Here is a 20,454-nt window from a genome sequence, read left to right as displayed (position 1 = left end):
TCATGCCCAACGTGCTGCTCGTCAACTCCAACTGCCGCACCGGAGCCCGGCTCCTGCAGGACCGACCCGACGTCCGGCTCTCCGTCATCACCATCGACAAGTACCGGCACTTCTACGACCCGGGCACCGACGTCGAACTCGTCGACTCCGTGGCCGACCTCACCGGCGTACGGCTCGCCGCCCTGCGAATCCGCGAGAGGCACCCCTTCGACTGGGTGGTCGCACCCTCCGAATGGAGCGTCCAGGCCGGCGGCTACCTACGCTCCTACCTGGGACTGCCCGGCCCCGGATATGAGGTCGCCAACGCGTTCTCCAACAAGTTCGTGATGAAGCAGAAACTCGCAGCGGCCGGCCTGCCCGTCACCGCGTTTCGGCGGATGGAATCCCTCGACGACACGGTCGAGGCCGCCCGGCACCTCGGCTGGCCCGTCGTCGTCAAACGCGCGTGCGGCGGCGGCGCCGGTTACGTCGTCGTCATCCGCGACCCCGACCACCTGCACGACGTCTTCGCCGACGACAGCCGCGCCGCCATGCGCACCGCGCCGTTCCCTCTGCTGGCCGAACAGATGGTCGACATCGAAGCCGAATACCACTGCGACGGCGTGGTCATCGACGGTCACGTGCGGTTCGCGCCCGTGTCCCGCTACTTCGCGCCCGTCCTCGACAGTGTCGGCGGCGTCATCGGCTCGTACACCCTGCCCGACCACGACCCCGAAACCCACCTCATCGCCGACCTGCACACCCAGGTCGTCGACGCCCTCGGGCTCCGCGACGGCGTCACCCATCTCGAAGTCTTCAAGAGCCCGGACGGCTACCTCATCGGTGAGATCGCCTGCCGCCCCGGCGGCGGCGGCATCACCGCGCAGATCCGCCACCAGTACGGCATCGACCTGTGGGACACCTTCATCGACCTCGCCACCGGCGCCGGCGTTGACATCGCCTCCGCACCCCGCGACGACCACATGATCCAGTACATGCTGCCCCGCCCCGCCGGCACCGTCACCGCCATCACCAGCCGAGAGGAACTGCTGCGCCTCGACTGCGTCGTCGACGCCACCATCACCACCCGCGTCGGCGACAACGTCAGCGGGCCGCTCGACTCGTCCGTCTACGCCGGCGTCGTCATCATGCGGGCCGCCACCCGCGGCGACATCACCCGCAACGTCGCCGCTATCGACGCCGCCTTCCAGATCGCCGTCGCCGACGGCCGCACCACCGTCCCCAGCGGAGGCAAGGTCTAGGTGTGCGTACGGCCCTGCCGAGAACCCGGCGCTGCCGGTCCAGCCGCGGCGAGCGGACATCGGACGATGCTGCCGGGCCCGTGGCCATGCTCGCGCAGACTGCCGCTCGATGTCGCCCGGAGCGGTCCGCTCAGCGACGGCGCAGCCGTTCGTCGTCGAAAACGATCTCGATCAGCGGGCTGTGCTTGAGCCAGTCTTCGAGGTGCTGGCGCTGGGTGACGCGCATGCGCAAACCGGGCTCGTCCTACAGGGCGACTACCGCGGACAGTACGCGATGGCGCACCGCGGGATCCTTGACCGGCACTGCCGTGGCCGGCAGGTCCGCCCGGACGCCGTTCTTGAGGTGGACGGTGAAATGGGGATGCGCCGACAGATTCGCGTACCAGCTTCGGGGCACCGGCATCCCGCTGAGGTACCAGCGGCCGCCGACATGGTGGAACCAGATCTCGATGCGCCTCGGGCGACCGGTGCGCCGGCCCAGGGTGGTGATGTCGATGGTGCGTGCCTCGCGCGGCGAGCCTGGACCGATGGCCAGAGCGCGCCTGACCGCGCTCACGTCGTAGCTTCTGTCCGCGGTGTCGGTCATGGTCGGCTGCCTCACTCGTGCCTGACGGAAATGGTGTTTGAGGCAAGTCAACCGTCACGCCGGGAGGGCTGCTAGGGACATCCTGGCGGATCTTTGCACGATCCTGCCCACGCGCAGGCGCAGCACGGCGGCGAGCCGGGCAGTCACGCAAAGGCCAACGCTCCCGGCACGGCTGACATGGGCCCTGCCCCGGCCGTGCAAGAGGATTGGGCAAGAGGCGAAGAGGATCATTCTTTTCGCGGGCCCGGCGCAGCGGTCTGCTGGAAGGGACACACTCCCCCCACGGATTCCGACGAATCCTCAGCCCAGGAGGCACACCATGAAGGTAGCCGTCGTCACCGGTGCAAGCTCCGGCATCGGCAAGAGCGCCGCCCTGCAGATCGCCCGGCGCGGTACGGGCGTCATCCTGACCTACAACTCCAACGAACAGGGCGCCAAGGACACCGTCGCCCAGATCGAGCAGCGGGGCGGCACTGCCGTGGCGCTGCACCTGGATCTCGGCGATACGGCGGGATTCACCATCTTCCGGGAGACCGTCGCCGAGGTGTTGCGCGAAACCTTCCAGCGGGACTCCTTCGACCACCTGGTCAACAATGCCGGATTCGCCGGCATGGCGATGATCGAGGACACCCGCGAGGAGGAATTCGACCGGCTCACGGACGGCCTGTTCAAGGGGCCCTTCTTCCTCACCCAGGCCCTGCTGCCGCTCCTCGCCGACGGCGGTGCCATCGTCAACCTGACCAGCAACTCCACGCTGCCCCAGGTGACCGCACCGGGATACTCCGTCTACGCGGCCCTCAAGGGCGCCGTGGCGGTGCTCACCCGCTACATGGCCAAGGAGTTCGGCACCCGCGGCATCCGCGTGAACTCGGTCGCACCGGGAGCCACCGTCACCCGCTTCGCCGACGACGCGTTTCGCAAGAACCCGCAGATCATCCCGGAACTGGCGAAGACCTTCACTCTCGGCCGCGTCGGCGAGCCCGACGACATCGGCATGGTCATCGCCATGTTGGTCTCCGAGGAAGGCCGGTGGATCACCGCCCAGGACATCGAAGTCTCCGGAGGTCAGAACCTCTGAACCACTTCGACCGTCGGCTGTGTGCCCAATCCTGCCCGGCCAGCGAGTCCGTGTGCAGGTTCGTGCAAAAATGGATTCATGCCTGCCCTGGACGAAATGCGTGAGCTTCTCAACCGGCACGCGCGGCCCGACATGAGCACGGCGATCGACGGCATCCGGGTATGCAAGTTCACCCATCCCAATGCTTCGGCGACCGGGATGTCGGGGACCGTGCTCGCAGTCATCGCCCAGGGCGGCAAACGCCTCGCCCTCGGCGAGCGCCTCTACGAGTACGGGCCCGGCGAGTACCTGATCGCCTCTGCCGACCTCCCCGTCACCGGCCATGTCCTGGACACCGGGCAGCCCACCCTCGGCTTCGGCATGACTCTCGCTCCCTCAGCCCTCGCTGAGCTCCTCCTGGAAGCCGACCCCCGAGACCTGCCGACCACCCCACGCACCGCATCACCCGGCATTGCCGTCTCCACGGCCTCGCCTTCACTGCTGGACGCCATCGTGCGCCTGCTGCGCCTGCTGGAGCAGCCCGCAGACCGCAAGATCCTCGCTCCCATGGTCAAGCGGGAAATCCTCTGGCATCTCCTGCGCGGCGAGCAGGGAGTCGCCATCCGCCAACTCGGTCTCGCCGACAGCGGACTGGCCCACATCAACCGCGCCGTGCGGCAGATCCGGGAGAACTACGCCACCGCCTTCCGCGTAGAGGACCTGGCGGAAATCGCCGGCATGAGCGTCTCCGCGTTCCACCGCAACTTTCAGACCGTCACAGGGATGAGCCCCATCCAGTTCCAAAAACGCATCCGCCTGCAAGAAGCACGGCTCCTGCTCGCCAGCCGCCCCTCAGACATCACCGGTGTGGGTCTCAGCGTCGGCTACGACAGCCCTTCCCAGTTCAGCCGCGAATACCGCCGCATGTTCGGCACACCGCCCAGCAAGGACACCCAACTCCGCACTCCGCCAGCAGAACTCGTCACCGCGCTGCCCTGACCTCGACCCTGTCGGGGATCTTGGTGTTCCGGTGCGGCGCATCTCGCCCTCGGCGGCCGTGAGCGGCCTTGGGATTAGCGGCAAGACCGAGAGCGACGCGGTCAAAAGCGCCAAGAAAGATGCGTCCAGCCAAGCGCCGCGAGGCTGCCGCACCAAGCACTGTCGGGCGGCGGACTGCACCAAGAGCCGCGTCCGCCAATTCTTGGACGGTGACTTCACGCCACGCGTCATTCACCAGCGCAACCCACCGGACTGGATGCGTCGCTGGAACCGATGGTCAGGAGGCCTATTCTTCTACAACCAGGTCTGGCGGGGTACCTATGGCAGCTTGTGCGGATGTGGGCCCTGGCCACTGACCCCTGGACGAATGCGGGCTTGCATGTGAGGTCGGCGCCGGCCCCTTGCCGACAGATGGAGATACCGCGTATGACCACTCTCGAGACCGATGACGGCCAGGCCCAGCTATGGCGGATCACCATCCCGGTGGTCGCCTCTGCCAGCGAGGTCGATGCCTTGACCGATCGTCTGGTCGAAACTCTCTGCCCGGACACCGCTCACGAGGGCCCCTGCCCAACACCATGGGCCCTACACGTCACCGACGGCAATTCGCTGAGCAAGGCCGAGCAGCGCCGTCTCCGCGAAGAGATAGCCGACACCAACGGGCTGCGCACCTGAAGGATTCGCACCGTCCGGTCCTGCGTCAGGAAACCTCACGCCAGCGTGGCACTGAGGGAACGGTGGCTGAGGCTGCCGGTAGCCGGAACTCTTCGTCGTCGTGCTGACTCACGCCATCTCCAGGTCGCGTACACCTCTTGTGCACGAGCGGATGCAGAGTGAGACGCGATCGGTGGCACCGGGGTTGAGTGGGAACCAAACGTCGAGACCGGCCTCGCCGGTATCAACGTTGCGGGTACGCGGTTGGTACCGTGATGCAAGACGTGCGTCACCGTATCTCACGAGAGGGCAGCCCATGGCCCGGAGCGCATCCGCGAACGCACCGTCCCCCGGGCTACCCGAGGCAGGTCATGACGGGCACAGCGGCCAACCGCTGCTGCCCGCGTCCGGCCCGGAGTCGCTGCTGGAACGCGCGTTCACCGAGGCGCTGGAACGCGCGGACGACAGCGACGAGGTCACCGCACGGCTTCTCGACGCCGCCTACGAGCAGTTCTGCCGCATGGGCATCCGGCGGTCCACCATGGAGGACGTGGCCCGCCGGGCCGGCGTCTCCCGAATCACGGCGTACCGCCGGTTCGCCACCAAGGACAGGCTGGTCGAGCAGGTGGTCCGGCGGGAGTTCCGTCGCTACTTCGACCAGTTCCTCCTCGACATCCAGCAGGCGGCGACCGTCGGCGACCGGGTGGTGCTGGGCTTCGTCAGCGCGTTGCAGGCTTTCCGCCGCAACCCGCTGATCGGAGGGCTGATGACCGCCGAACCGGACGCGGTCATCCCCTCGATGACCAGCGACGGCGGGCGTACGCTGGCCACGGTGCAACGGTTCGTCGCCGGCCAACTCCGCCGCGAGCAACGCGCCGGCACCATCTCCGAGACGGTGGACGTCGAGGTGGTGGCCGAGTTGATGACGCGCCTGTCCTGCTCCTTCCTCGTCACTCCCAGCGCCGTCGTCGACCTCGATGACGCCGAACAGCTGCGTGCCGTGGCCCGGCGGTTCCTCGTGCCCATGTTGGAGTGCGACTCACAGGCCGAGTGACCGGCCGATCACCTCCTTCATGATCTCGGTGGTGCCGCCGTAGATCGTCTGGACACGGGCGTCCAGGTACGCCTTGGCCACCGGGTACTCGCGCATGTAGCCGTAGCCGCCGTGCAACTGGAGGCAGCGGTCGACGGTGCGGTGTTGCAGCTCGGTGCACCACCATTTCGCCATCGCCGCCGTCTCCGCCGTGAGGGCGGGCTCGACCAGGCACTGGTCGACGAAGACCCGGCCGAGGCGCAGTTCGGTGGCGAGTTCGGCCAGCACGAACCGGTTGTGCTGGAAGGTGCCGATGGGACGGCCGAATGCCTCGCGCTGCTTGCAGTACGCGAGGGTCTGCTCGAACACCGTCTCGGCACCGGCGAGCGCCGCGACGGCGATCGACAGCCGCTCGAAGGGCAGGTTGCGCATCAGGTAGGCGAAGCCCTGCCCCTCGACGCCGAGGAGATTGGCCGCGGGCACCCGGACGTCGGCGAAGAACAGTTCGGCGGTGTCCTGCGCCTTCTGCCCGATCTTGTCGAGGTTGCGGCCGCGCTCGAAGCCGTCCATGCCCCGCTCGACCACCAACAGGCTGATCCCCCGGTGCCTCGCTCCCGGATCGGTGCGGGCCACGACGATGACCAGGTCGGCCAGGATGCCGTTGCTGATGAAGGTCTTCTGCCCGTTGAGGACGTAGGTGTCGCCGTCGCGGACCGCAGTGGTCGTGATGCCCTGTAGGTCGCTGCCGGCGCCGGGTTCGGACATGGCGATCGCGGTGATGATATCGCCGGAGCAGAAGCCCGGCAGCCACCGCTGCTTCTGCTCGTCGTTGGTCAGGTCGGTGAGGTATGGCCCGATGATGTCGTTGTGCAGGCCGAACGCCGGGCCGCTCGCGCCCGCACGGGCCAGTTCCTCGGTGAGGACGGCGCTGAAGCGCCGGTCCGTCACCCCTCCGCCGCCGTACCGCTCGTCGACGGAGAAGCCCAGCAGGCCGGCGGCGCCGGCGGCCCGCCACAGGCCGCGGTCGACGATGCCGTCGGCTTCCCAGCGGTCGTGGTGCGGCGCGATCTCCTTGTCGATGAAGGCGCGCACCAGTTCGGTGAACGCGAGGTGGTCGTCGGAGAAGATGGTGCGGTTCGCCATGTACGTCAGCTCCTTGCTCCACAGGTCCCTACCGGGCCATGTCCTTCACTGAGGCGATGAGGCGCCGCGGATCGGAGCCCAGCGGCGTGACGTTGAGGATCGTGACGCCGGCGTCGCGATAGGCCTGGACGCGGTCCCGCACGTAGCTCTGCGGCCCGATCAGGCTGGTGCGTTCCAGCAGTTCCGCCGGCACGGCGGCGGCAGCCTCCGCTTTGCGGCCAGCCAGATAGAGCTCCTGGATGCGGCTCGCCTCGGCGGCGTAGCCGTAGCGGCACAGCAGGTCGTGGTAGAAGTTGCGACCCTTGGCGCCCATGCCACCGACGTACAGGGCGATCAGTGGCCGGGCGAGGTCGCGCAGGCCGGTCACGTCCGGTCCGATGGCCAGTGGGCCGCCGGCCACGACCTCGAGCGGTCGGAGATCGTCGGGCCGCTTGGCCTGGCCGGCTGTCAACGCGGTGCCCCAGACGTCGGCCGCGCGCTCGGGGTCGTACAGGAAGGGCAGCCACCCGTCGGCGAGCTCGGCGGTCATCTGCACGTTCTTGTCACCCAGGCTGGCCACGTAGATCGGGATGTGGTCGCGGACCGGGTGGGTGAGGATCTTCAGCGGTTTGCCGAGGCCGGTGCCCTCCCCGGCGGGCAGCGGCAGCCGGTAGATGCCGTCCTGGATCAGCGTCTCGCGTCGCCACACCTGCCGACAGATCCGGATCACCTCGCGGGTCCGTCCGAGCGGTCGGTCGTAGGCGACGCCGTGCCATCCCTCGATCACCTGCGGTCCGGACGCGCCGAGGCCGAGGATGGCGCGGCCCCCCGAGATCGCGTCCAGGCCGGCCGCGGTCTGTGCCAGCAGCGCCGGGGTTCGGGAGTAGATGGGCAGGATGGCGGAGCCGATCTGCAACCGGGTCGTCTTCGCGGCGAGGTAGCCCATGATCGTCGGGGCGTCGAAGCCGTAGGCCTCCGATACCCAGACCACGTCGAGGCCGTCATGCTCCCATTCGGCCACGGCGTCCGCACCGCTCCTGGGGTCCGTGGCATAGGCCAACGGTGTCGCGATCCGCATCAGCGAACTCCTTGTGTCTGGCTGACGGCGCCGTTGTCCAGCCACCGCTGTCGGTGTGCGCCGAGACCCCACTCGGTGAGCACGGCCTCGGTGTCCGCGCCCGGCACCGGCGGGCTGCCGCCGATCGCCCCCGGTGTCCGCGACAGGCGGGGCGCCACCGCGGGCTGCCGGACGTCGGAGTGCTCCTCGAACGTCGCGCGGGCCACCAGGTGCGGATGGCGCTGCGCCTCGGCGAGCGACAGCACCGGCGCCACGCAGGCGTCGGTGCCATCGAACAGCTTCGTCCACTCGTCGCGGGTGCCCTCGGCGAAGACCTTCGCGAAGCGTTCGCGCAGCACCGGCCATCCGGCGACGTCGTGCTGGGCCGGCAGGTCCACGTCGGCCAGCCCGAGCAGCCGCAGGAGTTCGGCGTAGAACTGGGGTTCCAGTGCGCCGACCGCCATGTAACCGCCATCAGAGGTCGCGTAGACGTCGTAGAACGGCGCCCCGCCGTCGAGCAGGTTGCGGCCACGCTCGGGCTGCCACGCGCCGGCAGCGAGGAGGCCGGTGAACATCGTGGTGAGGTGGGCCGTGCCGTCGACGATGGCGGCATCGACGACCTGCCCGCGCCCGGTGGTCCGGGCCACGTGCAGCGCCGCCAGGCAGCCGACGACGAGGTAGAGCGCGCCACCACCGAAGTCACCGACGAGGTTGAGCGGAATCTGCGGCGGCTCGCCGGCGCGGCCGATCGGATGGAGTGCGCCGGCGACGGCGATGTAGTCGATGTCGTGGCCGGCGGCGCGGGCCAGCGGCCCCTGCTGTCCCCATCCGGTCATTCGTCCGTAGACGAGGCCCGGGTTGCGCTCCAGCGCAACCTGCGGTCCGATGCCCAGCCGTTCGGCCACCCCGGGACGCCAGCCCTCGATCATGATCGCGGCGTGGTCGGCCAGTCCGAGGACCACCTCGGCCCCGTCGGGATGCTTCAGGTCCACGACGACCGACCGCTTGCCCCGGTTGAGCAGGTCCCGTCCCGGGGAGCCAGCCGACAGCGCGCCCGGCTCCGGTCGGTCGACCCGGATGACGTCGGCGCCCAGGTCGGCCAGCAGCATCGCCGCGAACGGGCCCGGGCCGATCCCGGCGAGTTCCACGACGCGGATGCCGTCCAGCGGGCCGTTCATGCGCCGGACCGCGCCGCGAAGCGGGGAGCACGCCCCTGGACCTGGCTGGCGAGGGCCTCACCGAACTCGGCCCCGGCGAGGGACGCGGCCATGAGCCGGTTGGCGTCGGCGGCAGCCTCGGCGGCCCCGGTCTCCAGGCCCGACCACACCTGCCGGCGGATGACCGCCATGGACGCCGGTGAGCAGTGCGCGGCGAGATCGGCGGCATAGGCTTGTGCCTCGGCCAGCACCTCGTCGCGTGGGAGCACCCGTTGCACCAGTCCGATCCGGAACGCCTCTGCGGCGTCGATCTTGCGCCCGGACACCAGCAGATCGAGCGTGTTGCCGACACCGACCAGCCGGGGCAGCAGCCAGGCGCTGCCGTACTCGGCGATGAGGCCGAGCCGGCTGAACGCGGCGGCCAGGCGTGCCTGCGACGACAGGAACCGCACGTCGGCATAGAGCGCGTGGACCAGGCCGAGGCCGGCGGCGCCGCCGTTGACCGCCGCGACGATCGGCGTTCCGAGCGTCAAAGGCAGATGGGGTGCGAAGCCGAAATCGTCCACCAGCCGGTCGCGGTGACGCTCGTCGAGCAGCGCGTGCAGCGCCTCCGGGTCGGCGCCCACACAGAACCAGTCGCCGGCACCGGTCACCACGATCGCCCGCACCTGCGGATCCGCGTCGGCGGCCTGCAACGCCGCGTAGTAGTCGCGGAACATGTCCAGCGTCATCGCGTTCCGCTGCTCGGGCCGGTCGAACCAGATCGTGCGGACCCCGGCGTGGGTGGCGGCCCGCAGACCGTGACCGGCCGGTTCGGCCTCCCGCAGGGAGCTCATCGACGCATCCCTTGTGACATTTGACATTTGATACCTTATCGGTGTGGCGGAGCGGAGCAAGGTCCAGGACGTTTCTCATCCTCAGTTGTCAGAGACGGTGGCGAGCCTGCTGCGCGACCGGATCATGTCGGGGCAGCTGCGCCCCGGTGAGCGGATCCGGCTCGAGGAGGTCGCGCAGGAGACCGGGCTGAGCATCACGCCGGTGCGCGAGGCCCTGCTGATGCTGCGCGCGGAGGACATGGTCGAGCTGCAGCCGCGACGGGGCCACGTGGTCGCGCCGCTGTCCAGGCAGGACATCATCGACGTGTTCAGTCTGCAGGGTCACATCGCCGGCGAACTCGCCGCCCGGGTCGCCGTCAGCATCACGCCGGCCCAGCTCGACGACCTGCGGCAGCAGCACGAGCGGCTGCGCCGGGCCGCCCAGGCCAGGCAGGTCAGCCGGGTCGAGCAGCTCGAGTTCGAGTTCCACCGCAGCATCAACCGGCTGACCGACGCGCGCAAGTTGTCCTGGCTGCTGCGGACGGCAACGCGCTACACGCCGTCGCGGTTCTACGCGGCCGACCCGGAGTGGCGGGCGAGCATGATCGCCGATCACGAGGCCCTGCTCAACGCGCTCGATGCCCACGACCCTGTCACCGTCCGGCCCGTCATGGCCCGCCACTTCACCGACGGCGCAGAGCGGTTGGTGAAGCATCTCGATGGTCTGGGGATGTGGAGCGGGTGAGTCACCGGCGACCATGGCGCCACTTGAACATCGCCAACGAGGTCCGCATGGCGGAAGCGGTCGGCTGCAACGTCATCACGTCGATCGCCGGCCGGAACCGCTGCCAGGTGACCGACCGCGGGCGGCTGAACTCACGCAGGCCGTCGGCGCCGTGGACCCGCCCGAAGCCCGAGTCGCCGACGCCGCCGAAGGGCAGTGACGGCACACCGGCGTACCCGAGCACCGAGTTGACCGACACCGCGCCCGCGCGCAGCCGCGCGGCGAGCGCCAGTCCGCGGCGGCGATGGCGCGTGAAGATTGAGCCGGAGAGCCCGTAGCTGGTCGCGTTTGTCCGGCGCAGCGCCTCGTCGGCGTCAGCCACCGGGTTGACCACCAGCACCGGACCGAAGGTCTCGTCGGTGACCGCCGTGCTGTCCTCGGGGACGTCGGCCAGCAGGACCGGCTCGACGAACGGAGGCCGCACCGAACTCGTGTCACCGACGACCGCCCGGCCACCCCGGTCGATCGCGTCGGCGATGTGGCTCAGCACGATGCCCGGCTGGGCCGGCGTGCTCATCGGCCCGTACGCCGCATCCGGTTCGGCACCCGGCCGGACCTGCCGCACCAGATCGGCCAGCTTGGCCAGGAACGGCTCGTACACGGCCTGCTCGACGTAGACGCGCTCGACTCCGGCGCACGTCTGCCCGGCGTTGCCCAGGCCACCGAACACGGCCGCCTGGGCGGCCGCGTCGAGGTCGGCGTCGGCCGTGACGATGAGCGCGTCCTTGCCGCCGCCCTCGATAACGACGGGGATCAGGTTCTCGGCGCAGGCGGCCATGACCGCCCGTGCCGTCGCGGCCGACCCGGTGAACGCGATCTTGTCGACCCCTGCCCGGCACAGCGCGGCCCCGGTCGTGCCGTCACCCGTGACGGCCTGCAGGACCGGTCGGTCGGGATGCAGCTCGCTCCAACGCTGGGCCAGCCACAGGCCGACACCGGGGGTGTACTCGCTGGGCTTGAAGACCACCGCGTTGCCGGCGGCCAGCGCGTGCGATATCGCCCCCATCGGCGTGTAGACCGGATAGTTCCACGGCCCGATCACGCCGACGACGCCGTACGGCACGTACTCCACGGAGCTGGCCTGATTGAACGCGAGCAGGCCGGAGGACACCGACCGCCGTTTCAGCACATGCCGGGCGTGCCGGGCGGCCCAGTCCAGGTGCTCGACGGCGAGCATCACCTCCAGCTGGGCCCCGGCGAGGGGCTTGCCGGTCTCGCTGCGGATGAGCTCGGCCAGCTCGTCGATGCGGCTCGCGACGAGTGCCTTGTAGGCGAGCAGATGACGCCGACGTTGCCGGGCGTCCAGGCCGGACCACCAGCCGGCCGCCTCGCGGGCCTGTTGCACGGCGGCACTCACCGCGGCCTCGTCGGCCAGGTCGTAATCGGTGCGGGACTCGCCGGTGATCGGGTCGACGACGTGCAACCGGCGAGGGTGCTCAACGAGGGACGTCATCGGCATCCTCCTGACATTTGATATTCGATAGTCTAGCCTTGCTGTCAATCCCTTTGCGATGCTGGAGGTACAGCTGTGGAATGGAGCGACGAGCAACGGTCCCTTGTCGCGGCCGTGCAGGATTTCTGCCGCCGCGAGGCCGGAACCCGTGAGCAACGGCAGAGACTCACCAACGGCGGACGGGAACCCCACAGCCCGGAGTTGTATCGCAAGATGGCCGACCTCGGCTGGCTGGGTCTGTCGCTGCCGGAGGAGTTCGACGGCGGTGGCGCGGGGATGGTGGAGCTCTGCCTCTTTCTGGAGGGGACCGCCAGAGCGATGGCGCCGATCGGCGGCTTCACCACGTCGATCATCGTCGCCGCCACCTACGTGCGGTTCGGTTCGGCGGAGCAGAAGAAGCTCATCCTGAGCGGGGTGGCCCGCGGCGTCGTCGAGGCGGTCGCGATGTCCGAGCCCGAGGCCGGCTCGGACGTGGCCAACCTGAGCTGCCGCGCCGAGCGCCGGGGCGACGGATTCCTCATCAACGGCCAGAAGACCTGGTGTTCCAACGCCCATCTCGCCGAGCACATTCTGCTGGTCGCCCGTACGTCGGGCCGGGCCGGCGACCACGACGGCCTGACCATGTTCCTGGTCCCCGCCAACGCACCCGGACTGACGATCTCCGGTATCGACACCATGGGCGGCCGGGAGGTCAACGACCTCTACTTCGCCGACTGCGCGCTGCCCGCCGACGCCGTGGTCGGCCAGATCGACAACGGCTGGCGGCAGCTGATGGCCGGGCTCAACATGGAGCGGCTGATCCTCGCCAGCCTGATGCTCGGCACCGCGCAGCGGGCGTTCGACGACGTCGTGGAATACGTCAAGAACCGGCAGCAGTTCCGCCGGCCGATCGGGTCGTTCCAGGTGATCCGGCATCGCCTGGCCGACCTGGCCACCGAGATCGAGTGCGCCCGGCTCCTGGTCTACAACACCGCAGCCCAGGTCGACCGCTCTCCGGACACGTTGCTGCCCCGGGAGAGCTCGATGGCGAAACTCAAGGCCACCGAGACCGCCCGCCGCGTCGCCCTGGACGCCATGCAGATGATGGGCGGCTACGGGTACGCGACCGAGTTCGACATGGAGCGCCTGGTCCGGTCCTCGGTCGTGTCCACCGTCTACGGCGGCACCAGCGAGATCCAGCGCGAGATCATCGCGAAGACCTACGGACTGTCCGACCACATGCGGTAGGGCTCAGCGACACGCCGTCGATGACACGTCCACCGACGGCGGACACCCCGGCCGACGAGTGTGCCGAACACTCACCGGCCGGGGTGCTTTGTTAGTCATGGTTCACCATCACCCTCCGGCGACATAGCCCTCCAGCAGAAAGCCGGGCAGTCCGGCAGTGGCCCTTCTTAGTGCGAGGTTCAGAACCCTTCCCAAGAAGTTACGCGTGATTTACAGTGCCGTAAGCATGAAGAGGGTCCCCGCGCCAGCGATTCGCGTGTACGTCCTGGACTACGGGGCCGTCATCGCATCCGGGACGCCGCGCGCCGAGCTCTCCCACCCGGCCGTGCGTACCGCGTATCTCGGATCGGAGCTCGTGCCGTGAGCGATGTCCTGCGACCGGACCGCGGTGCGGGAAAGACGACGGCGCTGCTGACCGCCGCCGGGGTTGTCCGGCCAATGGTCGGCCTTCGGCACCACCCCCGCGCCTGGTGCCGGACACGCGAAACCCCGCCCACCGCTCTGAATGGAAAAATCATGGAATTATCTGCCAGACAGCGCGCCGCCCTGGCAAGCATCTGCGACACGTTCGCACCGGGCGATGGGGCCGACCTCCCGTCGGCCAGTCAGCTCGGCGCGGTCGACATCATGGCCGCGCTGGTCCTGCACAACCCTCGCGCCGCCGAGGTCAGGCAGTTCCTCCAACTGCTGGATCTGTGGGACTCCCGCGCCACCCAGTTGATCCTCGGCGGCGGCGCACGGCGGTTCTCCCGGCAGACCCAGCAGCGCCGCGAGCGGATGCTGCTCGCCCTGGCCGAATCGGGTGTCACCCGCAAGCGGGCGCTCTTCCAGGCGCTCAAGGGCGCGGCCACCCTGTCCTACTACATGGCGCCCGGGCCGACCGGTCGATCGCCGGTGTGGCCCGCCATCGGTTACCCCGGACCGCTCGGCACCAGGACCGACGCCCCCGAGCCCGTCCTGGCGCCGATCCGTCCGTCCGTGGCCACCACCCTGGACTGCGACGTCGTCATCGTCGGATCGGGTGCTGGCGGCGGCACCGCCGCGGCCGTCCTCGCCGGGCACGGCCTCGACGTGATCGTCGTGGAGAAGGGCGAGTACTACGACGACAGGGACTTCGACGGCGGGGAGCTGTCTGGATTGTCGCGGCTCTACGCCCCGGGCCCGTCGGCCACCGCAGAGGGCCAACTGAGCATTCTCCAGGGGCAGTGCCTCGGTGGCGGCACCGTGGTCAACTACACCACGTCGTTTCGCACCCCGCCTCGGGTTCGCGACGAGTGGGCCGCGCTGGGCGTCCCACAGTTCGCCACGGACGAGTACGAGCGTTGCCTCGACGCGGTGTGGTCCCGGCTCGGCGTCAACCGCGACCACGGCCGGATCTCGTCCCGCGACGCGCTCATGGAACGCGGACTGACCACGCTCGGCTGGCATGTCGACGAGATGCCCCGCAACGTCGACGGCTGCGACACCGGCATCGAGTGCGGGCGGTGCGGCCTGGGCTGCCGCATCGGCGCCAAGAAATCCGCGACCAAGACCTGGCTCGTCGACGCCCAACGCGCAGGTGCGCGCCTTCTCGTCGACGTCGACGTCCGCACGGTCACCATCACGGCCGGCAGGGCGACCGGCGTCGCCGGCCACACCGCCGACGGTCACCCGGTGATCATTCGCGCCCGCGCGGTGGTCGCCTCGGCCGGCAGCGTGCAGACGCCGGCCCTGTTGCGCCGCTCCGGCCTCACGAACCCGAACATCGGCCGGCACCTCCATCTGCACCCGGCCACCGGCGTCTGGGGCGTGTTCGCCGAGGAGGTCCGCCCGTGGGAGGGCGGAATGCAGACCCGGTACTCCACCGAACACGCCGATCTCGATGGCCTCGGCTACGGCGTCATCTACGAGACCGCCGCCACCAACCCGGCCACCGCCGTGTCCTTCATGAGCTGGACAGGCGCCCGGACCCACCTGGACCAGATGCGGTCGCTGCCGAACCTCAGCGGGGTCGGCATCATCACCCGCGACCGCGACAGCGGACAGGTCAAGGTCGGCAGCGACGGCGAGCCGGTGGTGCACTACCGCCTCTCCGCCTACGACGCCGCCCACATGCGGGCCGGGATCGCCGGTGCCGCTCGCATCGTCGAGGCGGCCGGCGCCCGCAAGCTGTTCTCCGGTCATCAGCGCGGCACGATCTGGGAAAGCGGCAAGGGCTCCATCGAGGACTTCATCCGCCACACGGACACCCTGGGGACCGCGCCCGGTCAGGTCGCCATGGCCGCCCTGCACATCATGGGCGCGGCCCGCATGGGCGGCAGCCGGGCCACGTCGGTAGCCGGGCCCGACGGTGCCACGTGGGAGGTCCCGAACCTGGTCCTCGCCGACGCGTCCACCTTCCCGGCGTCGTTGGGCGTCAACCCGATGATCTCCGTCGAGGCCATCGCGTACATGAACGCCCAACGACTCGCCGCCGGGCTCTGACCAACTATTCGAACCGCTCGCCCCGGTCGGCCATGGCCAACAGCAGTTGGGGCGGGCTGAACCGGTCACCGTAGCGCTGCGCGAGCACTCGCGCGCGGGCCACGAAGCCCGGCAGCCCGCCCTCGTACTGGTTGATGTACTGAAGGACGCCGCCGGTCCAGCTCGGGTAACCGATGCCGAGGATCGAACCGACGTTGGCGTCGACCACCGAGGTGAGCACCCCGTCTTCGAGGCACCGCACCGACTCGACCGCCTCGATGAAGAGCAGCCGCTCCTTGAGGTCCTCGAAGGGCGTGCCGAGGTTCGTACCGCCGAAGTTGTCCCGCAGGCCCGGCCAGAGGCCGACCCGCTTACCGTCGCGGTAGTCGTAGAAGCCAGCGCCACCCGAGCGTCCGGGCCGCCCGCAGTCGTCGATCATCCGGTCGATGACCGCGTCGGCGGCGTGCGGCTGCCAGGTGCCGCCGGCGGCGACCGTGGCCGCGGCCGTCTCCTGCCGGATCTTGCGGGGCAGGGTGAGGGTGAGCTCGTCCATCAGCGCCAGGACCGGTGCGGGGTATCCGGCCTGGCTGCTGGCCTGCTCGATGGTTGCAGCCGGAATTCCCTCGGCCAGCATCGCGATGCCCTCGTTGGTGAACGTCCCGATGACCCGGCTGGTGAAGAATCCGCGGCTGTCGTTGACGACGATGGGCGTCTTGCGGAGCCGACGTACGAGGCCGAGGGCCCGTTGCAGCGTGGCCTCGTTGGTGCGCTCGCCGCGGATCACCTCGACCAGCGGCATCTTGTCCACCGGCGAGAAGAAGTGCAGGCCGATGAACTCCTCCGGCTTGCTGACGCCCTCGGCGAGCAGGGTGATCGGCAGGGTCGACGTGTTGGAGGCGATGAGCGCGTTCGGTGCGACCTGCTCGGTCTCGGCGTACACCTTGTGTTTGAGGGCGGGATCCTCGAAGACCGCCTCGATGGCGAGGTCGACGTCGGCGAGGTCGGCGAGGTCCTCGGTCGCCTGGATCCGGGCCAGGATCGCGTCCCGCTCGTCCAGCGTGGACACACCGCGGGCGACGGCCTTGTCGAGCAGGCCCACCGAGTAGTCCCTCCCCCGCAGCGCCCCCAGGAGGGTCACGTCCTTGAGCACGACCTGCATCCCGGCCCGAGCACACACGTAGGCGATGGCGGCGCCCATCATGCCCGCGCCGATGACCGCCACCCGCCGCAGCGGCGGGTGGCCCGCGCCGATGTCCCGCGATCCGGCGGTCTGCACGTCGAAGAAGAGTGCTTTGATCATGTTCTTGGCGATCTGACCGGTGGCCAGTTCGGTGAAGTACCGTCCCTCGATGGTGAAGGCGGTGTCCAGGTCGACCTGTGCGCCTTCGACGGCGGCAGCGAGGATGTTGAGCGGGGCAGGGTAGGGCGCGCCCTTGAGCTGCTGACGCAGAATGGCTGGCATCGCCGGCAACTGGGCGGCGAGCGCGGGGGTGGACGGGGTGCCGCCGGGAATCTTGTAGCCCTTGCGGTCGTACGGCTGGGCCGCTTCGGGGTTGGCGGCGACCCAGGCACGGGCCGCACCCAACATGGCCGCGTCATCCGGGGCGATCTCGTCGACCAGCCCGTGCGCGAGTGCGTCCTGCGGTCGGCGCCGCTGGCCGCGGAGCAGCCAGTTGGTCAGCGCGTCGGTCACGCCCAGCAGCCGGACGCTGCGCACGACGCCACCGCAGCCCGGCAGCAGGCCGAGGGTGACCTCTGGGAAGCCGATCTCGATGGCCGGGTTGTCGAGCACGATGCGGTGGTGGCAGCCCAGGGCGAGTTCCAGCCCGCCACCGAGGGCCGAGCCGTTGATGGCGGCCACGACCGGACGACCGAGTGTCTCCAGTCGGCGTACCGCGTTCTTGAGCATGCGGGTGTTCGCAGCCGAGGTCTCGGCGTCGGCCGGCGTCAGCCGCAGCAGGGCTTCCAGGTCGCCGCCGGCGAAGAAGGTCTTCTTGGCCGAGGTGATGACCACGCCGGTGGTCTGGTCGCGCTCGGCTTCGAGCCGATCGACCGTCGCTACGAGGCTCGCACCGAATTCGTCGTTCATCACGTTCGCCGAACGCCCGGGGTGGTCGAGGGTGAGCAGGACGATGCCGTCATCGCCGCGCTCCCACCGGATTGTGTTGACCATTCGTGACTCCTCAGATTCGTTCGATGACGGTCGCGATGCCCATGCCGCCGCCGACGCAGAGCGTGGCGAGCCCGTAGCGACCACCGCGTCGCTCCAGTTCGTCGACGAGCGTGCCGAGGATCATGGCGCCGGTTGCCCCCAGCGGGTGCCCCATCGCGATCGCGCCGCCGTTGACGTTGACGATCTCCATGCTCAGCCCCATGTCGGCGACGAACCGCAGGACCACTGCCGCGAACGCCTCGTTGATCTCCACCAGGTCGAGGTCCTCGACGCCGAGGCCAGCCTTGGCCAGCGCCTTGCGAGCGGCCGGAGCCGGGCCGGTGAGCATGATCGTCGGATCGGCGCCGCTGAGTGCCGTAGCGACGACGCGCGCTCTCGGGGTGAGGCCGGCGGCCGCACCGACGGCCTCGCTGCCGATGGCCACCAACGAGGCGCCGTCGACGATGCCGGACGAATTGCCCGCCGTGTGGACGTGGTTGATGCGCTCGACCCAGTGGTACTTCTGGAGCGCGACCGCGTCGAAGCCGGCCTTCTCCCCGATGCCGGCGAAGGAGGGGCGAAGCGCGGCGAGGCCCTCGGCGGTCGAGTCCAGCCGGATGTGCTCGTCGCGGTCGAGGACGGTCAGGCCGTTGCGGTCCCGCACGGGGACCACCGAGCGGTTGAAGTAGCCGTTGGCCCACGCCTTCGCCGCCCGGGCCTGCGACTGCAACGCATAGCCGTCGACCACGTCGCGGTCATGGCCGTCGAGAGTCGCGATCAGATCCGCGCTGACCCCCTGCGGCACGAAGCCGGTGTTGAAGTTGGTCTCCGGATCCAGCGCCCACGCTCCGCCGTCGGATCCCATCGGAACCCGGGACATCGACTCGACGCCGCCGGCGAGGACCAGATCCTCCCACCCTGAACGCACCTTCTGCGCGGCGATGTTCACCGCTTCCAGGCCCGAGGCGCAGAAGCGGTTGAGCTGCACGCCGGCCACCGTGTCGGGCAGGCCGGCGGTGATGGCGGCCGTCTTGGCGATGTCGGCGCCCTGGTCGCCCAGCGGGGACACCACCCCGAGCACGATGTCGTCGATCAGCGCCGGGTCAAGGCCGGGCATCCGCCGCAGGGTCTCCTCGATCAAACCAGCGACGAGCGAGACCGGCTTAACCCCGTGCAGCGATCCGTTCGGCTTTCCCCGACCGCGCGGTGTGCGCAGTGCGTCGTAGATGAACGCCTCGGTTGTCATCGCCAAGCTCCTCGCTGCTCACCCAAATGCGAATCCAGCCTAACTTTCGTTGAGCTCACGGCCGCTTGTCAAGCAACGTCCACACCCGATACGCGCGGGCTGCCTTCGGCCTTACCCACGCATGGCACGCAAGATGACCGAGGGCAATCGCAGCAACCCTGCGAGGTGGCGCTAACCTGTAGGGGTGCGACCAGCAGCGAGCGGTGTGGGCCCGGCAGCGACCAAACGACCGAAGGATCGCAAGGACCGCATTGCGCTGGCCGGCGCCGAGCTGTTCTGCGAGCGGGGCTATCACCTGGTCACCGTCGACGAGATCGCCGCCGTCGTCGGCATCAGCGGCCCGGCGGTGTACCGGCACTTCCCGAACAAGTACGCGATCCTGGTGCACGCCACCCGGGAGGTCGTCGGCGCCCTGCTCGCCGCGACCGCCGATCCGCAGGCGAACACCACCGAGGGTGTCCTCGACGAACTACTGAGCACGATCGCCGAAGTCGCCGTGAGCAAACGGCGCGTCGCCGGGCTGTACCAGTGGGAGGGCCGCTACCTCACACCCGAGCATCGGCGGGAGTTCGCCACGACCCTGGCCACGCTGGTCGGCCGCCTCGCCGGCCCCCTGCGCGAGCTGCGGCCCGAGCTGACCGCCGGGCGGGCGGAGCTGCTGGTCAACGCGGCACTCAGCGCCTTCGGCAGCGTGACCACCTACCGCGCGGCGGCAACCGGCACCGACACCGAGAAGCTGCTCACCCGGGTCGCCTGGACTCTGCTGCGGGCCGACGCCCCCCAGTTGCCGCCACAGCAGCACGCCACGCCGGGCACCGCGCCGGTGCGCCCCGCCTCGCGCCGTGAACTGCTGCTGATCGAGGCGATCCGTCTGTTCCACCGCCACGGCTACCACGCCGTCGCCGTCGAGGACATCGGGCGCGCAGCCGGCATGCAGGCATCCAGCGTGTACCGGTACTTCCCCAGCAAGGCCGACCTGCTCGCGGCCGCCTACTACCGCGCCACCGACCGACTCGCCGGGGCCACGACAACGGCGATCGCCGAGGCGAGCGACGCGGCGGACGCTCTGCGCCGGGTCGTGCAGGCCTACGTCGCCTACGCGTTCGGCCAGAGCGACCTCGTCGCGGTCTACCTGGCGGAGAACAACAACCTGCCCGACGAGGACCGTCACCAGCTGCGCGGGGCGCAACGCCTGCACGTCGAGGAATGGATGCGCCTCGTCGAGACGGTACGACCGGACCTGCCGGCCGCCGACGTCCGCGTGCTCGTGCACGCCGCGCTCAATGTCGTCACCGACATCGGCCGGCTCGGCCGCTTCGACCGCGCCGAGGGCTACGACACCCAGACGGCCCGTCTCGCCCTCGCGGTGCTGCACGCCTGAGCTCTCGAAGCGTCGATGGCGCTGTGATTGACTAGCGCGTATGGCACT

The 20,454-nt window shown here is 69.6% G+C and carries 17 protein-coding genes; 9 read left to right on the top strand and 8 right to left on the bottom strand.

Features of this window, described 5'->3' with window-relative positions; genetic code table 11:
• The first annotated feature begins 2 nt into the window (after nt 1-2).
• Entirely contained in the window at nt 3-1,241 is a 1,239-nt protein-coding gene (locus GA0070619_RS33775) for an ATP-grasp domain-containing protein (protein ID WP_157743954.1), read from the top strand.
• Between the two features lie 244 nt (nt 1,242-1,485).
• Here GA0070619_RS33775 and GA0070619_RS08845 read toward each other — a convergent pair whose 3' ends face one another.
• On the bottom strand, nt 1,486-1,827 hold the full coding sequence (locus GA0070619_RS08845; RefSeq protein ID WP_231927340.1) for a nitroreductase/quinone reductase family protein: 342 nt from the start codon (nt 1,825-1,827) through the stop codon (nt 1,486-1,488).
• 319 nt (nt 1,828-2,146) lie between these two features.
• Between GA0070619_RS08845 and GA0070619_RS08840 the strand changes: the two genes are divergently transcribed.
• The 4 genes from GA0070619_RS08840 to GA0070619_RS08825 all read left to right on the top strand — a co-directional run bounded on the left by GA0070619_RS08840 (nt 2,147) and on the right by GA0070619_RS08825 (nt 5,591).
• Nucleotides 2,147-2,905, top strand: a complete 759-nt coding sequence (locus GA0070619_RS08840) for an SDR family NAD(P)-dependent oxidoreductase (RefSeq protein WP_088947611.1) — start codon at nt 2,147-2,149, stop codon at nt 2,903-2,905.
• A gap of 78 nt (nt 2,906-2,983) precedes the next feature.
• The gene (locus GA0070619_RS08835; protein ID WP_088947610.1) at nt 2,984-3,883 is read left to right on the top strand and encodes an AraC family transcriptional regulator; all 900 of its coding nucleotides are present in this window, start codon (nt 2,984-2,986) and stop codon (nt 3,881-3,883) included.
• Nucleotides 3,884-4,309: 426 nt separating this feature from the next.
• Nucleotides 4,310-4,558 (top strand): hypothetical protein, encoded by a 249-nt coding sequence (locus tag GA0070619_RS08830; protein ID WP_157743953.1) that lies wholly within the window; start codon nt 4,310-4,312, stop codon nt 4,556-4,558.
• A gap of 295 nt (nt 4,559-4,853) precedes the next feature.
• Complete coding sequence (locus GA0070619_RS08825) at nt 4,854-5,591, top strand: TetR/AcrR family transcriptional regulator (protein WP_088947608.1); 738 nt, start codon at nt 4,854-4,856, stop codon at nt 5,589-5,591.
• On the opposite strand, the gene GA0070619_RS08820 is transcribed toward GA0070619_RS08825, so the two are convergent.
• Genes GA0070619_RS08820 through GA0070619_RS08805 form a run of 4 tightly spaced genes read right to left on the bottom strand, consistent with a single transcriptional unit; the run spans nt 5,577 to nt 9,742 of the window.
• Entirely contained in the window at nt 5,577-6,713 is a 1,137-nt protein-coding gene (locus GA0070619_RS08820; protein ID WP_088947607.1) for an acyl-CoA dehydrogenase family protein, read from the bottom strand. The genes GA0070619_RS08825 and GA0070619_RS08820 overlap by 15 nt on opposite strands.
• Nucleotides 6,714-6,741: 28 nt before the next feature.
• Entirely contained in the window at nt 6,742-7,770 is a 1,029-nt protein-coding gene (locus tag GA0070619_RS08815; RefSeq protein ID WP_088947606.1) for an LLM class F420-dependent oxidoreductase, read from the bottom strand.
• Nucleotides 7,770-8,927 carry a CaiB/BaiF CoA transferase family protein gene (locus GA0070619_RS08810; protein WP_088947605.1) on the bottom strand — a complete coding sequence of 386 codons (1,158 nt, stop codon included), beginning with the start codon at nt 8,925-8,927 and terminating at the stop codon, nt 7,770-7,772. The genes GA0070619_RS08815 and GA0070619_RS08810 overlap by 1 nt, the downstream gene beginning before the upstream one ends.
• Entirely contained in the window at nt 8,924-9,742 is an 819-nt protein-coding gene (locus tag GA0070619_RS08805) for an enoyl-CoA hydratase-related protein (protein ID WP_088947604.1), read from the bottom strand. The genes GA0070619_RS08810 and GA0070619_RS08805 overlap by 4 nt, the downstream gene beginning before the upstream one ends.
• A gap of 85 nt (nt 9,743-9,827) precedes the next feature.
• Here GA0070619_RS08805 and GA0070619_RS08800 point away from each other — a divergent pair, with 85 nt between their 5' ends.
• Nucleotides 9,828-10,466, top strand: a complete 639-nt coding sequence (locus GA0070619_RS08800) for a GntR family transcriptional regulator (RefSeq protein WP_231927339.1) — start codon at nt 9,828-9,830, stop codon at nt 10,464-10,466.
• A 1-nt stretch (nt 10,467) separates the two neighbouring features.
• Here the strand turns inward: GA0070619_RS08800 and GA0070619_RS08795 are convergent, their stop codons facing one another.
• Nucleotides 10,468-11,958: an aldehyde dehydrogenase family protein gene (locus tag GA0070619_RS08795; protein ID WP_088947602.1), complete on the bottom strand. Its 1,491-nt coding sequence runs from the start codon at nt 11,956-11,958 to the stop codon at nt 10,468-10,470.
• 75 nt (nt 11,959-12,033) lie between these two features.
• On the opposite strand from GA0070619_RS08795, the gene GA0070619_RS08790 reads away from it, so the two are divergent.
• Nucleotides 12,034-13,185 carry an acyl-CoA dehydrogenase family protein gene (locus GA0070619_RS08790; protein WP_088947601.1) on the top strand — a complete coding sequence of 384 codons (1,152 nt, stop codon included), beginning with the start codon at nt 12,034-12,036 and terminating at the stop codon, nt 13,183-13,185.
• A 516-nt stretch (nt 13,186-13,701) separates the two neighbouring features.
• The gene (locus tag GA0070619_RS08785) at nt 13,702-15,648 is read left to right on the top strand and encodes a GMC family oxidoreductase N-terminal domain-containing protein (RefSeq protein ID WP_088947600.1); all 1,947 of its coding nucleotides are present in this window, start codon (nt 13,702-13,704) and stop codon (nt 15,646-15,648) included.
• A gap of 4 nt (nt 15,649-15,652) precedes the next feature.
• Here the strand turns inward: GA0070619_RS08785 and GA0070619_RS08780 are convergent, their stop codons facing one another.
• Together GA0070619_RS08780 and GA0070619_RS08775 are read right to left on the bottom strand one after the other, a co-directional pair.
• Nucleotides 15,653-17,800 (bottom strand): 3-hydroxyacyl-CoA dehydrogenase NAD-binding domain-containing protein, encoded by a 2,148-nt coding sequence (locus GA0070619_RS08780; RefSeq protein WP_088947599.1) that lies wholly within the window; start codon nt 17,798-17,800, stop codon nt 15,653-15,655.
• Nucleotides 17,801-17,810: 10 nt separating this feature from the next.
• Nucleotides 17,811-19,025, bottom strand: a complete 1,215-nt coding sequence (locus tag GA0070619_RS08775; RefSeq protein WP_088947598.1) for an acetyl-CoA C-acetyltransferase — start codon at nt 19,023-19,025, stop codon at nt 17,811-17,813.
• A gap of 184 nt (nt 19,026-19,209) precedes the next feature.
• Here GA0070619_RS08775 and GA0070619_RS08770 point away from each other — a divergent pair, with 184 nt between their 5' ends.
• A complete protein-coding gene (locus GA0070619_RS08770; protein ID WP_088947597.1) occupies nt 19,210-20,406 on the top strand; it encodes a TetR/AcrR family transcriptional regulator in 1,197 nt (398 codons plus the stop codon).
• Nucleotides 20,407-20,454: the final 48 nt, after the last annotated feature.

The sequence above is a fragment of the Micromonospora zamorensis genome (assembly GCF_900090275.1).
GTDB classification, from domain to species: domain Bacteria; phylum Actinomycetota; class Actinomycetes; order Mycobacteriales; family Micromonosporaceae; genus Micromonospora; species Micromonospora zamorensis.
The sequence above is the reverse complement of the archived record's forward strand: the minus strand, read 5'-3'. Positions and strand labels throughout refer to the sequence as shown.